The organism is Motilimonas cestriensis, from assembly GCF_021295315.1.
In the GTDB taxonomy this organism is placed as follows: Bacteria; Pseudomonadota; Gammaproteobacteria; order Enterobacterales; family CBDFNC01; genus Motilimonas; species Motilimonas cestriensis.
In genome coordinates this window covers 36,444-52,806 of the sequence record NZ_JAIMJA010000011.1, presented here as the reverse complement: position 1 = coordinate 52,806, position 16,363 = coordinate 36,444, and the positions used below count along the sequence as shown (strand labels likewise).

The following is a 16,363-nucleotide window of genomic DNA, read 5'->3' as shown; positions in this document are numbered from 1 at the left end:
TACGTTGGAATTAAGTTTAAGAATGGGCGTCACAGGCGAGTGCATCTACCAGTGCTTGTTTTAGTTCATTCTGTTGCTTTATGTCTAGTGCGTGGCCATCCTCGGTAGTGACGATGAAAAAGTCTTCTACTTGCTCACCTATGGTTGTTATTTTTGCCGTGTGTAGCATCACATCTAATTTTTGGAATACATCCCCGATGGTTGCTAATAGGCCGGGTGAATCATAAGCAATTAGCTCCATCATGGTGCGATGGTTTTTATTACTCAGAAAATTAACTTGCGTGGCCACAGAAAATTGCTTTTTCTGCCGCGACAGTCGCTGAGATCGTGCGACGACATTTTCAGGGTGGCTTAATGCTTGCTCTAAAGCCGGCTTTATTTCACGGGTTCGATCGATGGCCAACGGCTCGCCGTCGGGCTCTAACACGATAAACGTATCTAACGTGTAGCCATCACGGCTATTCATAATGGTTGCATCATGAATGTTAAGATTTTTATTATTAAGCTCGGTTGCCACGGTGGCAAATAAATCTAATGAATCTTTACAATAGATAAACACTTCATTACCGCCTCGAGAGGCGCGTTTACTGATCACCACCAGCGGTTTGTCTTGGTCATAGTGCTGTAGAATATACTCGCTGTGCCAAGCAATTTGCGACGGCGTGTGGCGTAAGAAATAGTCTGCTTTAAAGCGCTTCCAAAGGGTTTCAACGGTAGTCGAATTAAACGCCTTACCAAGCAGTTTATTCAGTGCTTGTTGCTTGTGGTCGCGGATACGGCTGCGCACGTCAATGGGTTTTTCTAGGCCTCGTCTGAGGGCTTTCTGGGTTTGATAATAGAGCTCTTTGAGCAACGCGCCTTTCCAGCTATTCCAAACATCATCATTGGTCGCACAAATATCGGCGACGGTAAGCAGCAACAGGTAATTAAGGTATTTTTCATCTTGTACCACACGCGCAAATTCGGTGATCACATCTGGGTCTTGAATATCGCGGCGCTGCGCTGTTACCGACATAACTAAATGATGTTTAACTAACCAAGCGACCAACCGACCATCATGAGCACTTAAACCGTGTAAATCACAAAATGCTTGGGCATCAATGGCGCCGAGTTCAGAGTGGTCACCTTTTCTACCCTTGGCAATATCATGAAAAATAGCGGCCAAAAAAAGTAATTCAGGCTTTTTAATAGTTGGAAAAAGATCGCCACAAATAGGGTGTTCTACTTTTGATTCCTTGGTCGGGAAATTGTAAATATACTTAATCAGTCGATGGGTATGCTCATCAACGGTGTAAGCGTGGAAAAGGTCAAATTGCATTTGTCCTAAAATTTTATTCCACTGCGGAATGTAAGCGGCTAAAACGCCATATTTGTGCATTAAGGTAAGGGGTAAGCCCATTCCTCTCGGATGTTTAAGCAATGCCATAAATTTTTCACGACAGGGGGGGATGTCTTGTAACCAATAAGTAAGCCGACGACGGCTTTCTCGAATTTCACGTAAGGTTGTGGAATAAATGCCTTTGATATTTGGGTTGTCAGCAATGTGCAGGAACAGTTGTAAAATGCTTTCTGGGCGATGAAAAAATTCTCCTGCCGTAACGAGTACGATCAGATCGCCTTTGAGCTGAAAGTGATCATCAATGGGCACTGATTCTATTTCTGCATTGCCTAGAATATCCTCATCGAAATGTTGCAATAACATCTCGTTCAGCTCAGCCACTCGTCGTATGGTGCGATAGAACTGTTTCATCATGGTTTCTATGCCGGCATTGCCTTGGCCTTGATAGCCTAACTTTGCAGCAACATCGGTTTGATAATCAAATAATAGACGATTATCGGCACGATTTGTGACGAGGTGTAAGGCAAAGCGGATTTTCCAAAGAAAGTTTTGACACTCAAGTAACTCGCGATATTCAGCTTGGGTGAGATAATTATCGATGGTCATTTCAAGTAAATTGGCGGCGCCAAAATGACGTCTTGCGACCCAATACAGGGTATGAAGATCACGTAAACCGCCCGGGTTACTCTTGATGTCAGGCTCAAGGCTATAGCCGTTATCGCGGTAATTAAGATGACGCTGGCGTTGCTCCTCGCGTTTAGCACTAAAGAAGGCGGTGGAAGGCCAAAATGTCGGCGCATGTAACTTACTTTTGAGCAAACTGAAACTAGCGTCATTGCCGATGATTAAGCGACTTTCAATGAGATTTGTCGCAATGGTGATATCTTCTAAACCTAGTTGTATACAGTCATCAACCGTCCTAACGCTATGGCCGATTTCGAGGCGTAAATCCCATAGAAAAGTAATAAACGCGCTGATCTGTTGCTCTACTTCGGGACACAGCGGATGGACACTTAGTATCAACAAGTCAATGTCTGATTTTGGATGAAGCTCGCCGCGACCGTAGCCGCCAACAGCGACTAAGCTAAGCTCCTTTGCCATGCCATTGGTAAACTTATCCCACAGCTGTATTAACAGCTGATCCATAAAGTCGGAGCGCTCTAGCACCAGCTCACTAATATCATCGAGTTGGCTAAAGGCAGTTGCCTGTTTGGCGTTAAATTGCGCCATTGCCCCTTTGACACTCTTAAGTGACAGGTCGTCTAAAGCTAATGTCTCAGTGGCCTGCATGAACAGCTCCTATTATGCTTAAAGTAGTGGGATTGGCTTAGGCGTGGTTAATTACCTGTTCAATCGTTTCCTCTTGACGCAGGGTTAATATTTCGCAACCTGTTTCCGTTACTAGCAAGGTGTGTTCCCACTGCGCAGAGCGGGAGCCATCTTTAGTGGTCACCGTCCAACCATCTTTTTTATCTAACTTGGTATGTCGCTTACCTAAGTTGATCATGGGCTCGATAGTGAAGCACATGCCAGGTTCTAAAATAAGCAACGCGTTGGGATCGGTTTTGCTTTTATAGTGCAGAACTTGGGGCTCTTCATGAAAGGTTGCGCCAATACCATGGCCACAATATTCACGTACGACAGAGAAACCTTGTTGTTCCGCATGGACTTGTATTGCTGTGCCAATATCACCAAGGCGAATGCCCGGTTTAACTAATTTAATGCCTTTATATAAACACTCTTGCGCGTTTTGCACTAATTTTTTCGTCAGCGGGTTAGCATCGCCTACCACGAACATTTTTGATGTGTCACCGTGATATCCGTCCTTGATCACCGTGATATCGATATTAATAATGTCACCATTCCGTAATTTTTTATGGTTCGGGATGCCGTGGCAAACCACTTCATTAACGGAGGTGCAAATAGACTTAGGAAAACCGTGGTAATTTAATGGCGCTGGAATTGCCTGTTGTACATCAACAATAAAATCATGACATTTTTGGTTCAGCTCGTCTGTTGTTACCCCTTTAACAACAAAGGGTTCGATCATTTCTAGCACATCCGCTGCCAGCTTTCCGGCAATGCGCATCTTTTCAATTTCTTCAGCTGTTTTGATTACTACACTCATGATTCTCTCTTTTGTTTGTGACTGGCGCGGGGATGTTTTTGTCGCCAATTCCGCATCTCAGATTGTGATTATGACTCGGGTATGGTATAAAGCGCGCCGGGAATTGGCAATGTGAAATTACATTGTTAACCAATAATCGGGGACCACAAGTCACCGAATAGCCCGAAATCAACTTAATTAAACAACACACACACATCGTCACATATTTCGGGGTGCCTGTTAAGGGTCGAGATTATGGGATGTGTGGAGGCCTAACCCCAAGAGGAATTTAACATGGCTAATGTATCAATGCGCGAAATGCTGAAGGCTGGTGTGCACTTCGGTCACCAAACTCGTTACTGGAACCCAAAGATGAAGCCTTTCATCTTCGGCGCACGTAACAAAGTACACATCATCAACCTTGAGCAAACAGTTCCAATGTTCAACGAAGCACTGGATTTTATTTCTGGCGTTTCTGCGAAAAAAGGAAAAGTTCTTTTTGTTGGTACTAAACGTGCAGCAAGCGTTGCGGTAAAAGAAGCAGCGGTAAGCTGTGACCAGTTCTACGTAAACCACCGCTGGTTAGGCGGTATGTTAACGAACTGGAAAACTGTTCGTCAGTCTATCAAACGTCTAAAAGAGCTAGAAGCTCAAACTGAAGATGGCACATTTGATAAGCTAACGAAGAAAGAAGCGCTAATGCGTTCTCGTGAACTTGAGAAGTTAGAGAAAAGCTTAGGTGGTATCAAAGACATGGGCGGTCTACCTGACGCACTATTTATCATTGATGCAGACCATGAGCATATCGCTATCAAAGAAGCGAACAACTTAGGCATTCCTGTAGTTTCTATCGTTGATACTAACTCAAACCCAGACGGCGTAGATTTCATTGTTCCAGGTAACGATGATGCTATCCGTGCGGTACAGTTATACCTAACTTCTGCTGCTGATGCAGTAAAAGCAGGTCGTCAACAAGATATCGTTGTACAGGCTGAAGAAGACGGCTTTGTAGAAGAAGCTGCAGAGTAATAACGGCTTTCGCCCTTATTAACCAAACCATTTTTTTTGGTTAACAGGGGCCCTCAGGCCCCTGTTTTTCATCTTTTTATTGTTGAGGAAACTCAAAATGGCAATTACTGCTGCTCAAGTTAAAGAACTGCGCGATCGTACCGGTGCGGGCATGATGGATTGTAAAAAAGCACTTCAAGAAACCAATGGTGATATCGAAGCTGCTATCGAATTTATGCGTAAAAACGGCCAAGCAAAAGCGGCTAAAAAAGCAGGTAACATTGCTGCTGAAGGTGCTATCTTAATCAAAACTGCAGGTAATGTTGCGGCTTTAGTTGAAGTTAACTGTCAAACAGACTTCGTAGCTAAAGATGCAAACTTCCTAGGTTTTGCTAACGAAGTGGCTGATGCTGCTGTTGCTTCTAAAGTAACAATCGAAGAGCTACAAGCGCAATTCGAAGAAAAACGCATTGCACTTGTGACTAAAATTGGTGAAAACATCAATGTACGTCGCGTGTCTTACATTGAAGGTGCTGCTCTTGCTTCTTACAGCCACGGTTCTACTATTGGTGTTGTTGTTGCAGGTGAAGGTGATGTTGATTCACTTAAGCACATTGCAATGCACGTTGCTGCGAGCAAGCCTGAGTACGTTAACCCTGAAGACGTACCAGCTGAAGTTGTTGAAAAAGAGCGCGCAATCCAAATCGACATCGCGATGAATGAGGGTAAACCTCAAGAAATCGCTGAGAAGATGGTTGCAGGCCGTATGAAGAAGTTCACAGGTGAAGTTGCCCTAACTGGTCAACCTTTTATCATGGAACCAAAGAAAACGGTAGGCGCTGTGCTTAAAGAAAAAGGTATCTCTGTTTCTAGCTTCGTACGTCTAGAAGTGGGTGAAGGTATCGAGAAGAAAGAAGAAGACTTTGCTGCTGAAGTTGAAGCACAAATTGCAGCTTCTAAAGCTAAGTAAGCTCTGCTTTTGTAAATCATAAGTATTAGCCGCGGCCATTGCTGCGGCTGTTTTGCAACTAGGAATCGCGTAAAATGAGTACCAATCCGAAACCAAGCTATAGACGAATTCTGTTAAAACTAAGTGGTGAAGCCTTGATGGGCGAAGAAGGCTTTGGCATTGATGCCAAAGTACTAGAACGCATGGCGCAAGAAATTAAAGAATTAATTGAACTAGGTGTTCAAGTTGGATTGGTCATCGGTGGCGGTAACTTATTCCGCGGCGAAGGCTTAGCTAAGGCGGGAATGAATCGTGTAGTGGGCGACCACATGGGTATGTTAGCAACGGTGATGAATGGCTTAGCCATGCGTGACGCTTTGCATCGTGCATATGTTAATGCTCGCTTGATGTCAGCTATCCCACTGAAAGGCGTGTGTGACGATTATAATTGGGCAGAAGCAATCAGCCTACTTAAGTCTGGTCGAGTGGTTATTTTTTCAGCCGGTACTGGTAATCCTTTCTTTACGACTGACTCCGCAGCATGTTTACGTGGGATTGAGATTGAAGCTGACGCAGTGCTAAAAGCGACTAAGGTTGACGGTGTATATGATGCTGATCCAATGAAAAACCCAGATGCGGTTTTATATGATGAGCTTGATTATTCAACTGTACTTGAAAAAGAGCTTAAAGTAATGGACCTAGCAGCCTTTACATTGGCACGTGACCACGGCTTGCCAATCCGCGTGTTTAATATGAACAAACCCGGTGCGTTACGTCGCGTAGTGATGGGTGAAAACGAAGGTACAGTGATCAAAGCGCCAAGTGTTTCAGAAGAAGAATAAGGCTACTTGGCTGATATAATCTAGCCTAAAAATGTTTAAAAGGAATATACCGTGATTAATGAAATTAAAAACGACGCTCAAACGCGCATGGGCAAAAGCATCGATGCACTGAAATCGCAACTGTCTAAAATTAGAACAGGCCGTGCGCATCCAAGCCTATTAAGCAACATTACCGTGTCATACTACGGCGCAGACACGCCACTGAATCAAGTGGGCAACGTAAGCACTGAAGATTCTCGTACACTCACCGTGACAGTATTTGATCGTGCGATGATCCAAGCGGTAGAAAAAGCGATAATGTCTTCAGACCTAGGTTTGAATCCAAACTCTGCAGGGGCGGTAATCCGTATACCTCTTCCAGCGCTAACAGAAGATCGTCGTAAAGATCTTATCAAGGTCGTTCGTGCAGAAGCTGAAGCGGGCCGTGTGGCTATCCGTAATATTCGTCGTGATGCGAATAGCGATTTAAAAGCATTGGAAAAAGAAAAAGAAATCAGCGAAGACGAGCTACGTAAGTCTGAAGATGATGTGCAAAAATTAACGGATGCAGCCATTAAGGAAGTGGATAGTGTATTAGCCATTAAAGAGAAAGAGTTAATGGAAATCTAAATCCGGCTGGATTTTAGTTGCTAACGCCGTGTGCTAACACGGCGTTTTTTTGTCCATCACGAGAGGTTATTTGTGCAGGAAATGAATGTCGTTCCTCAACACGTTGCAATTATTATGGACGGTAATGGACGCTGGGCAGAGCAAAAAGGCAAAATTCGCGTCTTTGGTCATCAAGCCGGTGTGAAATCTGTAAGGCGTTGTGTCTCGTTTGCCACGCAAAATAATATTAAAACCTTGACCTTGTTTGCGTTTAGTAGTGAAAACTGGAAACGTCCGCCTGCTGAAGTTTCTACATTAATGGAATTGTTTTTTACGGTACTTAATCGTGAAGTAAAAAAGTTACATAAAAACAATATCTGCCTGCGTATTATTGGCGATTTAAGTGCTTTTTCGCCACGCCTACAAGAAAAAATTAAGCAAGCCCAGCAGCTTACTCAGGACAATTCAGGTCTGATATTAAATATTGCTGCAAACTACGGCGGCCGTTGGCATATTGCACAAGCGGCGCAGACATTATCGCAACAAGTGTTAGCGGGTGAAATTAAACCAGAAGATGTGACCGAAGAGGCACTTGATAATGAAATTAAAAAGCTGCCATTGTCGAATGTTGATTTTATGATCCGCACCGGCGGTGAACAGCGCATAAGCAACTTTTTACTCTGGCAGCTAACATATGCAGAGCTGTACTTTACTGATACACTTTGGCCAGATTTTAACGAAGATAGCTTTGCTTTGGCATTGTCTAGTTTCGGTAACAGGGAACGACGCTTTGGCCATACCAGTGCTCAAGTGCAAGCATTAAAACAAGGGTAGCTTTTTGTTAAAACAACGAATTATTACGGCTGGTGTGTTGGCTCCTATGACCATCGCCGCCATTTTTTTACTTCCATTAAAACTATTTTCTTTGCTGGTAGCTGCCATTTTTTTGTTAGCCTCTCGTGAGTGGGGAAGCCTTGTCTCTCGTGAAAAGCGAGCCTATATTCTTTATCCTTTTGGTCTAGTGCTAGGCGCTTCATTGATTGCCATTCCGGTGGAAGGCATTTGGCTTAGCCAAATAAACCAATACGTTTTAGGCATGTTAAGTGCCGGTGGTTTATGGTGGTTATGCTGTTTAGGGTTGGTACTTACTTTCCCTAAGAGTGCTAAGTTATGGCAAGGTCAAGCTTGGTTAAAAGGTCTGTTTGGTTTGTTGACCTTAATGCCGTTTTTTTGGTCGTTAATTACTTTGCGTAGTGTTAATTTTTATCATGATCCACAGCAAGGCGCTTGGCTGGTTTTATTCGTCATGTTACTGGTTTGGGGCGCGGACACTGGCGCTTATTTTACCGGTAAATCCTTAGGTAAACATAAGTTGGCACCAAAGGTCAGCCCGGGTAAAACCATTGAAGGCTTTGCGGGCGGTTTGGTCTCTACTGTTATTATTGCCATTGTTGCTATGTATGGTCTCGCGATTGAAGCTGACAAACAATTATTGTTTATTGTTGCCGCTGTTATCACGAGCTTAGCGTCAAGCTTAGGTGACTTGAGTGAAAGTATGTTTAAACGCCAAGCGGGAATTAAAGACAGTGGTACATTACTGCCTGGTCATGGTGGTGTGCTTGACCGTATCGATAGTTTAACGGCAGCGCTACCTGTGTTCACTCTTTGTTATATCGCTTGGTTGTAATTTGTGATGAAAAAACTGGCTATTCTTGGCGCAACAGGCTCTATTGGCAGCAGCACCTTAGCTGTTTACGCTGAAAACATTGAAACCATGTCGCTGACTTTGTTGAGCGCATGGCGCAACGTCGACAAGATGGTTGATTTATGCCGCGAGCACCACGTCTCATACGCTTTTATGTCATGCCCTGACGCGAACGCAAAGTTGCAACAGTTGCTTGAGCAGGATGCCACGCAGGTATTGGTTGACCAAACCGAATTTGAAGCATGCATTGCGAGCGTCGAAGTGGATGCTGTGATGGCAGCCATTGTTGGCGCAGCCGGCCTCGCACCGACGCTAGCGGCGGTGAATGCGGGTAAGCAAGTGTTCCTTGCAAATAAAGAAGCCTTAGTAATGTCTGGCGCGCTATTTATGGATGCCGCACAACGTAGTGGCGCGCAAGTACTGCCCGTTGACAGTGAACATAATGCCATCTTTCAATGTTTACCTCCTGAATGCCAAGCGTCTATTGGTCACTGCGATCTTAAAAAAAGTGGCATTTCGCAACTGATATTGACCGGCTCCGGCGGGCCATTTTTAACCACCCCGATTAGTGAGTTCAAACACCTGACGCCCGCACAAGCGGTTAAGCATCCTAATTGGTCAATGGGGCCGAAAATCTCCGTAGATTCTGCCACTATGATGAATAAGGGCTTAGAATACATAGAAGCTAAGCGTCTATTTAATACTGAAAAGTCGGACATTCAAGTGTTGATACATCCGCAATCAGTGATCCACTCCATGGTGCAGTACATCGATGGTTCCGTATTAGCGCAGATGGGACTACCTGACATGCGTACCCCCATTGCTCATGTAATGCAGTTTCCTCAGCGTATTCAAAGCGGTGTGGCTCCTCTTGATTTTACACAAATTAGCCAATTAACCTTTGCCGCGCCAGATTTTGATCGTTACCCTTGTCTCAAACTTGCCATAGATGCTTGTTATGCTGGACAGGGTGCAACGACTTTACTTAATGCGGCTAATGAGGTGGCGGTTGAGGCATTTTTGCAGCAAAAAATTCGTTTTGATCAAATCGCATCAATTGCTGCCGAAGTGTTATCAAAGTGCGGTGATCAGCATGCCACATCGATTGAACAAGTGATGTTTCTAGACGGTTTAGCACGCCACACTGCATTGACTTTAGTTGCAACAAACGTGAGGCAAGCTTAACCATGGGTGATTTTTTTTGGAACACGGCCGCTTTCATTGTTGCATTAGGTACATTGGTGACTATCCACGAATTTGGTCATTTCTGGGTGGCCAGACGCTGTGGTGTTAAGGTGCAGCGCTTTTCTGTTGGCTTTGGCCCATCACTGTACACTCGAACAGCAAAAGATGGCACTGAGTACACTCTTGCTGCAATCCCTTTGGGTGGATATGTCAAAATGCTCGACAGCCGTTTAGAGAAAGTGCAAGAGCAAGATTTGCACTTAGCGTTCAATAATCAAACGGTTTGGAAGCGTATTGCGATTGTGGCAGCAGGTCCTATTGCTAATTTTATTTTGGCAATTATCGCTTTCTGGTTAGTATTTATGCTGGGTACGACTTCGGTTAAACCTATGGTGCCAGACGTTGCAGCTAACTCACCTTTAGCCGCTTTAAGCCTCGAAACCCCCTTTGAAGTGATAGCGATAGGTGATAGTCAAACACCTGATTGGCAAGAAGTGAATATGGCGTTGGCTGGCTACATCGGTGACGATGAGCTGACGCTTTCTTATATTGGTCCCGCAAGCAATCAGGTTAAACAAGTGGTGATTAACCTCAGCCAGTGGCAGTTTGACCCGAAAAAAATATCGCCGATAGAGAGTTTGGGCTTTAAACCTTATCGCCCTCAAGTACATCTAGAGGTGGCTGCTATCACACCGCTATCGGCCGCAGAGCAAGCCGGATTAAAAGTAGGTGATCAGTTTGTGGCTGCTAACGGTGAAACATTGCGCGATTGGCAACAATGGGTTGATGTGATCCGTGCCCACCCAGGGCAACAGATTGCAATCGACGTTTTACGAGATGACAAGGTGTTAGCGCTTAATATTACGCCTCAAATTAGGAAGGATGCGTCAGATAATGAAATCGGCCATATCGGCGTTTCTCCTCTTGTTGATACTTACCCGAGCGAATATATTATTACCACCCAATATGGTCCGGTTGATTCCTTGGTTAAAGGTGTTGAAAAGACTTGGAGCTTAACAGCATTAACCTTCGACACCTTAGGTAAGCTTATTACGGGCACCATTTCCATTAATAACCTCAGTGGACCGGTCTCTATTGCAAAAGGAGCAGGCGCAAGTGCAAGCTATGGATTGGTCTATTTCTTGGGTTTCGTCGCATTAATCAGTGTAAATTTAGGTTTAATCAACTTATTTCCGCTTCCGGTACTTGATGGCGGCCACTTGCTTTATTACTGTATAGAGCTTATTAGTGGCAAGCCCGTCCCTGAGCGGATCCAAGAAATCGGTTTTAGAATAGGTGGCGCTTTTATTGTACTCTTGATGAGCGTCGCGCTGCTCAACGACTTCAACCTGTTATAGGGCATAAAGGACAAATAATAACAAGATGGCTAAACGCAGATTCTTAACCCCAAGTGTATTAATGGGCGCATGTTTATTCTCACATTCAGTGATTGCAGAATCATTTATTGTAGAAGATATTAAAGTAGAAGGGTTACAACGTGTAACTCTTGGTGCCGCGCTGCTAAATCTACCAATACGAGTTGGTGATGATGTTGATTCTTTCGCTTTATCTCAGGCCGTTAAGTCACTTTACAGTTCAGGCAATTTTGAAGATGTAAAAGTATTTCGCGAAAACGGCCAGCTCATTATTCAGGTGACCGAACGCCCAACGATCAGTAATATTGAGCTTTCGGGTAACAAAGCAATCAAAGAAGAGCAGTTGCAAGAAACGCTGAAAGCGTCTGGCGTGCGCATTGGAGAGGCACTTGACCGCACGTCTCTTGCTAATATAGAAAAAAGTCTAGAAGACTTTTATCACAGCGTTGGTAAATATGGCGCTAAAGTAACCGCTATCGCAACGCCACTGCCACGAAATCGTGTTGATTTGAAGTTCAACTTTGTTGAAGGTCGCAGTGCGAAGATTCAGCAAATTAACATCGTGGGTAATACCGTTTTCGCTGAAGAAGATTTGCTAAAACAGCTCGAGCTAACGGACAGTGCGCCGTGGTGGAACTTTTTAGCGGATAATAAATACCAAAAGCCAAAATTAGCCGGTGATTTAGAAACATTGCGTAGCTACTATCTTGACCGTGGCTATATCCGGGTTAATTTGGACGCGACGCAAGTGGCGATGACACCTGATCGTAAAGGCATTTATATTACGGTAAACCTTGAAGAAGGCGAAAAGTACACCGTAAAAAATGTTGCCTTGACCGGTAATTTGCTGGGTAAAGATGATGAAATCGCTCAAATAGTTGCGCTAACGGCCGGTAATACTTACTCTGGCGCCGACGTTACCGCTGCTGAAGAATCAATCAGTAAGTATCTAGGGCGTCATGGATATGCTTATCCTAAGGTGACGACTTATCCAGAAGTTAATGATGACGACAAGAGCGTTTCTCTGACCATTGCAGTAGACCCCGGGCAACGTATTTATGTTCGTCGTATCAACATTTCTGGCAACCAAGAAACCAAAGATGTAGTGCTAAGACGCGAAATGCGCCAAATGGAAGGTACTTGGTTATCAAGTGAAAATATCGAATTATCACGTGGGCGACTTAACCGTTTAGGTTATTTTGAAACCGTTGATATCAATACAAACCGTGTTCCGGGTCGTGAAGATCTTGTCGACGTGGACGTTCAAGTAAAAGAGCAAGCTGCCGGCTCTATCAATGCCGGTATTGGTTACGGTACTGAGTCGGGTATCAGTCTATCTGCGGGTGTGCAGCAGAATAACTTTTTGGGTACAGGTAATGTCGTTGGTATTAACACATCGTTAAACGATTATTCAAAAAGTATCGATTTAAACTACACCGACCCATACTTTACCCGTGATGGAGTGAGTGCTGGTGGACGTATTTTCTATACCGAGTTTGAGGCCGGTGAAGCTAACATTGTTGATTATAACAATACCACTTACGGTATTAGAGGTAATTTAGGTTTCCCTGTTAATGAGTTCAACCGACTGAATTTCGGCGTCGGCTTAGAGCGAAATAAAATTTCGCAATTGAAATCTTATGCCCAAGTACAGCAATTTTGGGATATTTATAAGAGCCAACTAGAAGATGATGGCTCGGTTGCGTTTGATACACTCGATTTTACTGCGAGCTGGACGAGAAATACTCTTGATAGAGGGCAGTTTGCTACCTCTGGCTCTTACCAATCTTTGTTTGGTAAAGTGACGGTGCCAAGCTCTGACTTACAGTACTTTAAAATTAATTATGAGCTACGCAATTATTACCGAATTACTGATGATGGCAGCTGGTCTTTCCTCGCTCGAGGCACTGCAGGCTATGGTAATGGCTACGGCACTGTAGATAATAACGACCAAGTATTGCCATTTTTTGAAAATTTCTATTCTGGCGGTTTTAGTACCATTCGTGGTTTCACCAGTAATACAGTAGGCCCTAAGGCGTTACATATACTCAATCAGGGTGGTAATAATAGTGTGGTTGCCACCGAGGACTCGGTTGGTGGTAACGCAGTTTATACGCTAAGTACTGAGTTAATCATGCCTACGCCGTTTTTAGATGAAGCTTACACTCGCCAAGTTCGAACCAGCTTTTTTATTGATGCAGGTGAAACGTGGGATACCGAGTTTAACTCCAACTGGGCCAATACCAATTATTGTGAGCAAAACTGTGATTACTTAGGTGATTACTCAAAACCGGGACGTATTCGTGTTTCTGCCGGTGTTCAAGTTCAGTGGTTGTCCCCAATGGGACCACTTGTTTTTACCCTAGCTCAACCATTAAAAGAATATGCCGGTGACAAGACCGAAGTATTCTCATTTAATATCGGGCAAACATTCTAATTTTTGCGATAGGAGTTATCCATTGAAACAGTTAATTAAAGCCGTAAGTTTAAGTTTAGCCTTAGTGGCAGGGTCATTTTCTACCGCGGCATTAGCGGCTGAAAAAATCGCGGTGGTTTTTCCAGCTGAAGTGTTTCAGCAGTTACCACAAAAAGACCAAATTATTGAAAAACTTAAAAAAGAATTTCAACCACGCATTAACGAAATGAAATCGTTAGAGAACAAAATCAAAGCAAAGCAAGAGAAAGAAAAGCGCGATGCTGAATTGATGTCTTCTGAAGATAAAACCAAGTTATCTCGCGAGATCCAAAGCTTAGTTTCTGAATATCAGTTAAAGCTTAAAGCCTTTGAAGAAGACAACCGTCGTCGTCAAGGTGAAGAGCAAAACAAAATGCGTGAAAAAGTAGTGAAAGCAATTGATGCAGTTGCTAAACGTGAAGGTTACGATCTTGTGCTTAATGGTGAGGCGGCTATTTTTGCTAAACCTAGCCTAGATATTTCAAAGAAAGTGATTGCTGAAATTGGTAAGAGTAACTAAGCGTGCTGCAAATTACTTTAGCCGAGTTAGCTGGCAAAATTGGGGCAAAGTGCCATGGTGATGGCACTTTAATCATCAATAGCGTTGCCTCCCTTGGTCAAGCGGGCCCCAGTGAAATCGCTTTTTTTTCGGATGCTAAGTACCTTGATGTACTTAATGTAAGCCGGGCTGGCGCGGTTATTTTACCCGAGCAAGCCTTAGCCGCTTACTCTGGTAATGCCTTGGTTATGGCTAACCCTTATCTTGGTTTTGCGTTAGCGGCTCAAGTGCTTGATACCACGCCTGCACCGGCGTCTAGCATTGCACCCAGTGCGGTCATTGCTCCAACTGCTCAGCTTGGTGTTGGTGTCTGTGTAGGGGCTAATGCCGTGATAGAAGCAGGGGCGGTGATTGGAGATAATACCGAAATTGGTCCCGGTACTTTTATCGGAAAAGAGGCTAAAATTGGGCCTTATGGTCGAATTTGGGCTAATGTTTCTATTTACCATCGTGTTGAAATTGGCGCGCAGTGTGTTATTCAAAGTGGCGCTGTTATCGGCTCAGATGGTTTTGGTAATGCCCCAGATAAAGGCCGTTGGGTTAAAATACCGCAGCTTGGTACCGTTATTATCGGCGATCGGGTGCGGATTGGCGCTAACACTTGTGTTGATCGTGGTGCGCTTGATAACACCATTATTGCCGATGGCGTCGTGATCGATAATCTTTGTCAAATCGCACATAACTGTGAGATTGGTGAAAATACCGCGATTGCAGGTGCAGCTACTTTTGCGGGGAGCCTAAAAATTGGTAAAAACTGCATGGTTGGCGGGGCGTCTGTGGTGAATGGTCACATGGAAATTTGTGACAATGTGATCATTACCGGCATGGGCATGGTGATGCGACCCATTGATAAACCTGGCGTGTACTCTTCAGGCATACCACTGCAATCAAACAAAGAATGGCGTAAAACAGCAGCCAGAACACTGCGTATCGATGATATGCATAAACGAATTAATAAACTAGAAAAACAGCTGGCAGCAGCTGCAAGTAGCGCTAAGGAATAACTTTTGAGCAACGAATTAAACCAGCTTCAAATTAAAGAGATAATGGATTTTCTGCCACACAGATACCCATTTTTATTGGTTGATCGTGTCCTAGATTACAAAAAGGGTGAAACGTTACACGGCATTAAAAATGTATCGTTTAACGAACCTCAATTTACGGGTCACTTTCCCAATACGCCGGTTTTTCCTGGTGTGATGATCTTAGAAGCGATGGCTCAAGCAACGGGTATTCTTGCGTTTGCTACGCACGGTAAGCCGAAGGATAACGAGCTTTACTTTTTAGCATCAATTGATAATGCTCGCTTTAGAAAGCCAGTCGTACCGGGTGACCGTTTAGAGTTATTTGTTGATTACCTCAAGGAGCGTCGAGGTATGGGTAAATTTAGCTGCGTAGCCAAAGTGGATGGTGAAGTAGTTTGTAGCGCCGACATTATGTGTGCGAGACGAGAGATTTAAATGACGCAACAGACAGTAAAAATTCACCCTACCGCTATTGTTGATGAAACAGCGGTGCTCGCATCTGGCGTTGAAATTGGCCCTTATTCCATTATTGGCGCGAACGTTGAAATTGGTGAAAATACTTGGGTTGGCCCTCATGTTGTCATCAAAGGTCATACTAAGATTGGTAAAAATAATAAGTTTTTTCAATTTGGTAGCATTGGCGAAGATTGCCAGGACCTGAAGTATGCGGGCGAGGAAACTTACCTTGAGATCGGCGACAACAATACTTTTCGCGAAAGTTGTACTATCCACCGTGGTACCACCCAAGATCAAAGTCTAACCAAAATTGGTAGTCATTGCTTGTTTATGGTGAACGCCCACGTTGCTCACGATTGTATTATTGGCGATCATTGTATTTTAGCCAATAACGCTACCTTAGCCGGGCATGTTGAGCTCGGTAATAATGTCATTTTTGGCGGTATGTCGGCCATTCATCAGTTTAGCAAAATTGGTGAACACGCCATGATTGGCGGCTGCTCTGCTGTTAACAAAGACGTGCCTCCTTATGTCATGGCCAGTGGTAACTATGCCGAAGCCCATGGTATTAACTCAGTTGGCTTAAAGCGTCGTGGTTTTAGCAGCGCGCAAATCATGTCTATCAAACGTGCATTTAAAATTATTTGCCGCAATGGCAATACCCTTGAAGAAGCAAAAGCATTATTAGAGGACATGGTGAAAGAGTCACCTGAAGTGAAGCCGATGCTTGATTTTATCAGCTCTAATACCCGAGGCATCGTTCGCTAAT

15 protein-coding genes are annotated in these 16,363 nt (G+C 44.0%); 13 read left to right on the top strand and 2 right to left on the bottom strand.

Features of this window, described 5'->3' with window-relative positions; all coding sequences use genetic code 11:
- Positions 1-16: 16 nt before the first annotated feature.
- On the bottom strand, positions 17-2,629 hold the full coding sequence (gene glnD, locus K6Y31_RS11875; protein WP_233052988.1) for a bifunctional uridylyltransferase/uridylyl-removing protein GlnD: 2,613 nt from the start codon (positions 2,627-2,629) through the stop codon (positions 17-19).
- Positions 2,630-2,666: 37 nt separating this feature from the next.
- Positions 2,667-3,515, bottom strand: coding sequence for a type I methionyl aminopeptidase (gene map / locus K6Y31_RS11870; protein WP_282560168.1), 849 nt, complete (start codon positions 3,513-3,515; stop codon positions 2,667-2,669).
- A gap of 225 nt (positions 3,516-3,740) precedes the next feature.
- Here map and rpsB point away from each other — a divergent pair, with 225 nt between their 5' ends.
- The 13 genes from rpsB to lpxA all read left to right on the top strand — a co-directional run bounded on the left by rpsB (position 3,741) and on the right by lpxA (position 16,362).
- Positions 3,741-4,475 (top strand): 30S ribosomal protein S2, encoded by a 735-nt coding sequence (gene rpsB, locus K6Y31_RS11865; protein ID WP_233052986.1) that lies wholly within the window; start codon positions 3,741-3,743, stop codon positions 4,473-4,475.
- A gap of 97 nt (positions 4,476-4,572) precedes the next feature.
- Positions 4,573-5,424 carry a translation elongation factor Ts gene (gene tsf, locus K6Y31_RS11860; RefSeq protein WP_233052985.1) on the top strand — a complete coding sequence of 284 codons (852 nt, stop codon included), beginning with the start codon at positions 4,573-4,575 and terminating at the stop codon, positions 5,422-5,424.
- Positions 5,425-5,498: 74 nt separating this feature from the next.
- On the top strand, positions 5,499-6,245 hold the full coding sequence (pyrH, locus tag K6Y31_RS11855) for a UMP kinase (RefSeq protein ID WP_233052984.1): 747 nt from the start codon (positions 5,499-5,501) through the stop codon (positions 6,243-6,245).
- 51 nt (positions 6,246-6,296) lie between these two features.
- A complete protein-coding gene (frr, locus tag K6Y31_RS11850; protein WP_233052983.1) occupies positions 6,297-6,854 on the top strand; it encodes a ribosome recycling factor in 558 nt (185 codons plus the stop codon).
- Between the two features lie 81 nt (positions 6,855-6,935).
- The gene (uppS, locus tag K6Y31_RS11845) at positions 6,936-7,667 is read left to right on the top strand and encodes a polyprenyl diphosphate synthase (RefSeq protein ID WP_233052982.1); all 732 of its coding nucleotides are present in this window, start codon (positions 6,936-6,938) and stop codon (positions 7,665-7,667) included.
- A 4-nt stretch (positions 7,668-7,671) separates the two neighbouring features.
- The gene (locus K6Y31_RS11840) at positions 7,672-8,520 is read left to right on the top strand and encodes a phosphatidate cytidylyltransferase (RefSeq protein WP_233052981.1); all 849 of its coding nucleotides are present in this window, start codon (positions 7,672-7,674) and stop codon (positions 8,518-8,520) included.
- 6 nt (positions 8,521-8,526) lie between these two features.
- Positions 8,527-9,723, top strand: coding sequence for a 1-deoxy-D-xylulose-5-phosphate reductoisomerase (gene ispC / locus K6Y31_RS11835; RefSeq protein ID WP_233053137.1), 1,197 nt, complete (start codon positions 8,527-8,529; stop codon positions 9,721-9,723).
- Positions 9,724-9,725: 2 nt separating this feature from the next.
- Entirely contained in the window at positions 9,726-11,081 is a 1,356-nt protein-coding gene (gene rseP, locus K6Y31_RS11830) for a sigma E protease regulator RseP (RefSeq protein WP_233052980.1), read from the top strand.
- Positions 11,082-11,106: 25 nt separating this feature from the next.
- A complete protein-coding gene (gene bamA, locus K6Y31_RS11825; RefSeq protein WP_233052979.1) occupies positions 11,107-13,536 on the top strand; it encodes an outer membrane protein assembly factor BamA in 2,430 nt (809 codons plus the stop codon).
- A 22-nt stretch (positions 13,537-13,558) separates the two neighbouring features.
- Positions 13,559-14,074: an OmpH/Skp family outer membrane protein gene (locus K6Y31_RS11820; RefSeq protein WP_233052978.1), complete on the top strand. Its 516-nt coding sequence runs from the start codon at positions 13,559-13,561 to the stop codon at positions 14,072-14,074.
- Between the two features lie 5 nt (positions 14,075-14,079).
- Complete coding sequence (gene lpxD, locus K6Y31_RS11815; protein ID WP_233053136.1) at positions 14,080-15,117, top strand: UDP-3-O-(3-hydroxymyristoyl)glucosamine N-acyltransferase; 1,038 nt, start codon at positions 14,080-14,082, stop codon at positions 15,115-15,117.
- Positions 15,118-15,120: 3 nt separating this feature from the next.
- Positions 15,121-15,573, top strand: coding sequence for a 3-hydroxyacyl-ACP dehydratase FabZ (fabZ, locus tag K6Y31_RS11810; RefSeq protein ID WP_232800441.1), 453 nt, complete (start codon positions 15,121-15,123; stop codon positions 15,571-15,573).
- A complete protein-coding gene (gene lpxA / locus K6Y31_RS11805) occupies positions 15,574-16,362 on the top strand; it encodes an acyl-ACP--UDP-N-acetylglucosamine O-acyltransferase (RefSeq protein ID WP_233052977.1) in 789 nt (262 codons plus the stop codon).
- Position 16,363 lies beyond the last annotated feature (1 nt).

Excerpts from the sequence above, each read along its gene's own strand:
- glnD (WP_233052988.1), bottom strand. The coding sequence starts at position 2,629 with ATGCAGGCCACTGAGACATTAGCTTTAGACGACCTGTCACTTAAGAGT.
- rpsB (WP_233052986.1), top strand. The coding sequence starts at position 3,741 with ATGGCTAATGTATCAATGCGCGAAATGCTGAAGGCTGGTGTGCACTTC.
- tsf (WP_233052985.1), top strand. The coding sequence starts at position 4,573 with ATGGCAATTACTGCTGCTCAAGTTAAAGAACTGCGCGATCGTACCGGT.
- pyrH (WP_233052984.1), top strand. The coding sequence starts at position 5,499 with ATGAGTACCAATCCGAAACCAAGCTATAGACGAATTCTGTTAAAACTA.
- uppS (WP_233052982.1), top strand. The coding sequence starts at position 6,936 with ATGAATGTCGTTCCTCAACACGTTGCAATTATTATGGACGGTAATGGA.
- ispC (WP_233053137.1), top strand. The coding sequence starts at position 8,527 with ATGAAAAAACTGGCTATTCTTGGCGCAACAGGCTCTATTGGCAGCAGC.
- rseP (WP_233052980.1), top strand. The coding sequence starts at position 9,726 with ATGGGTGATTTTTTTTGGAACACGGCCGCTTTCATTGTTGCATTAGGT.
- bamA (WP_233052979.1), top strand. The coding sequence starts at position 11,107 with ATGGCTAAACGCAGATTCTTAACCCCAAGTGTATTAATGGGCGCATGT.
- lpxA (WP_233052977.1), top strand. The coding sequence starts at position 15,574 with ATGACGCAACAGACAGTAAAAATTCACCCTACCGCTATTGTTGATGAA.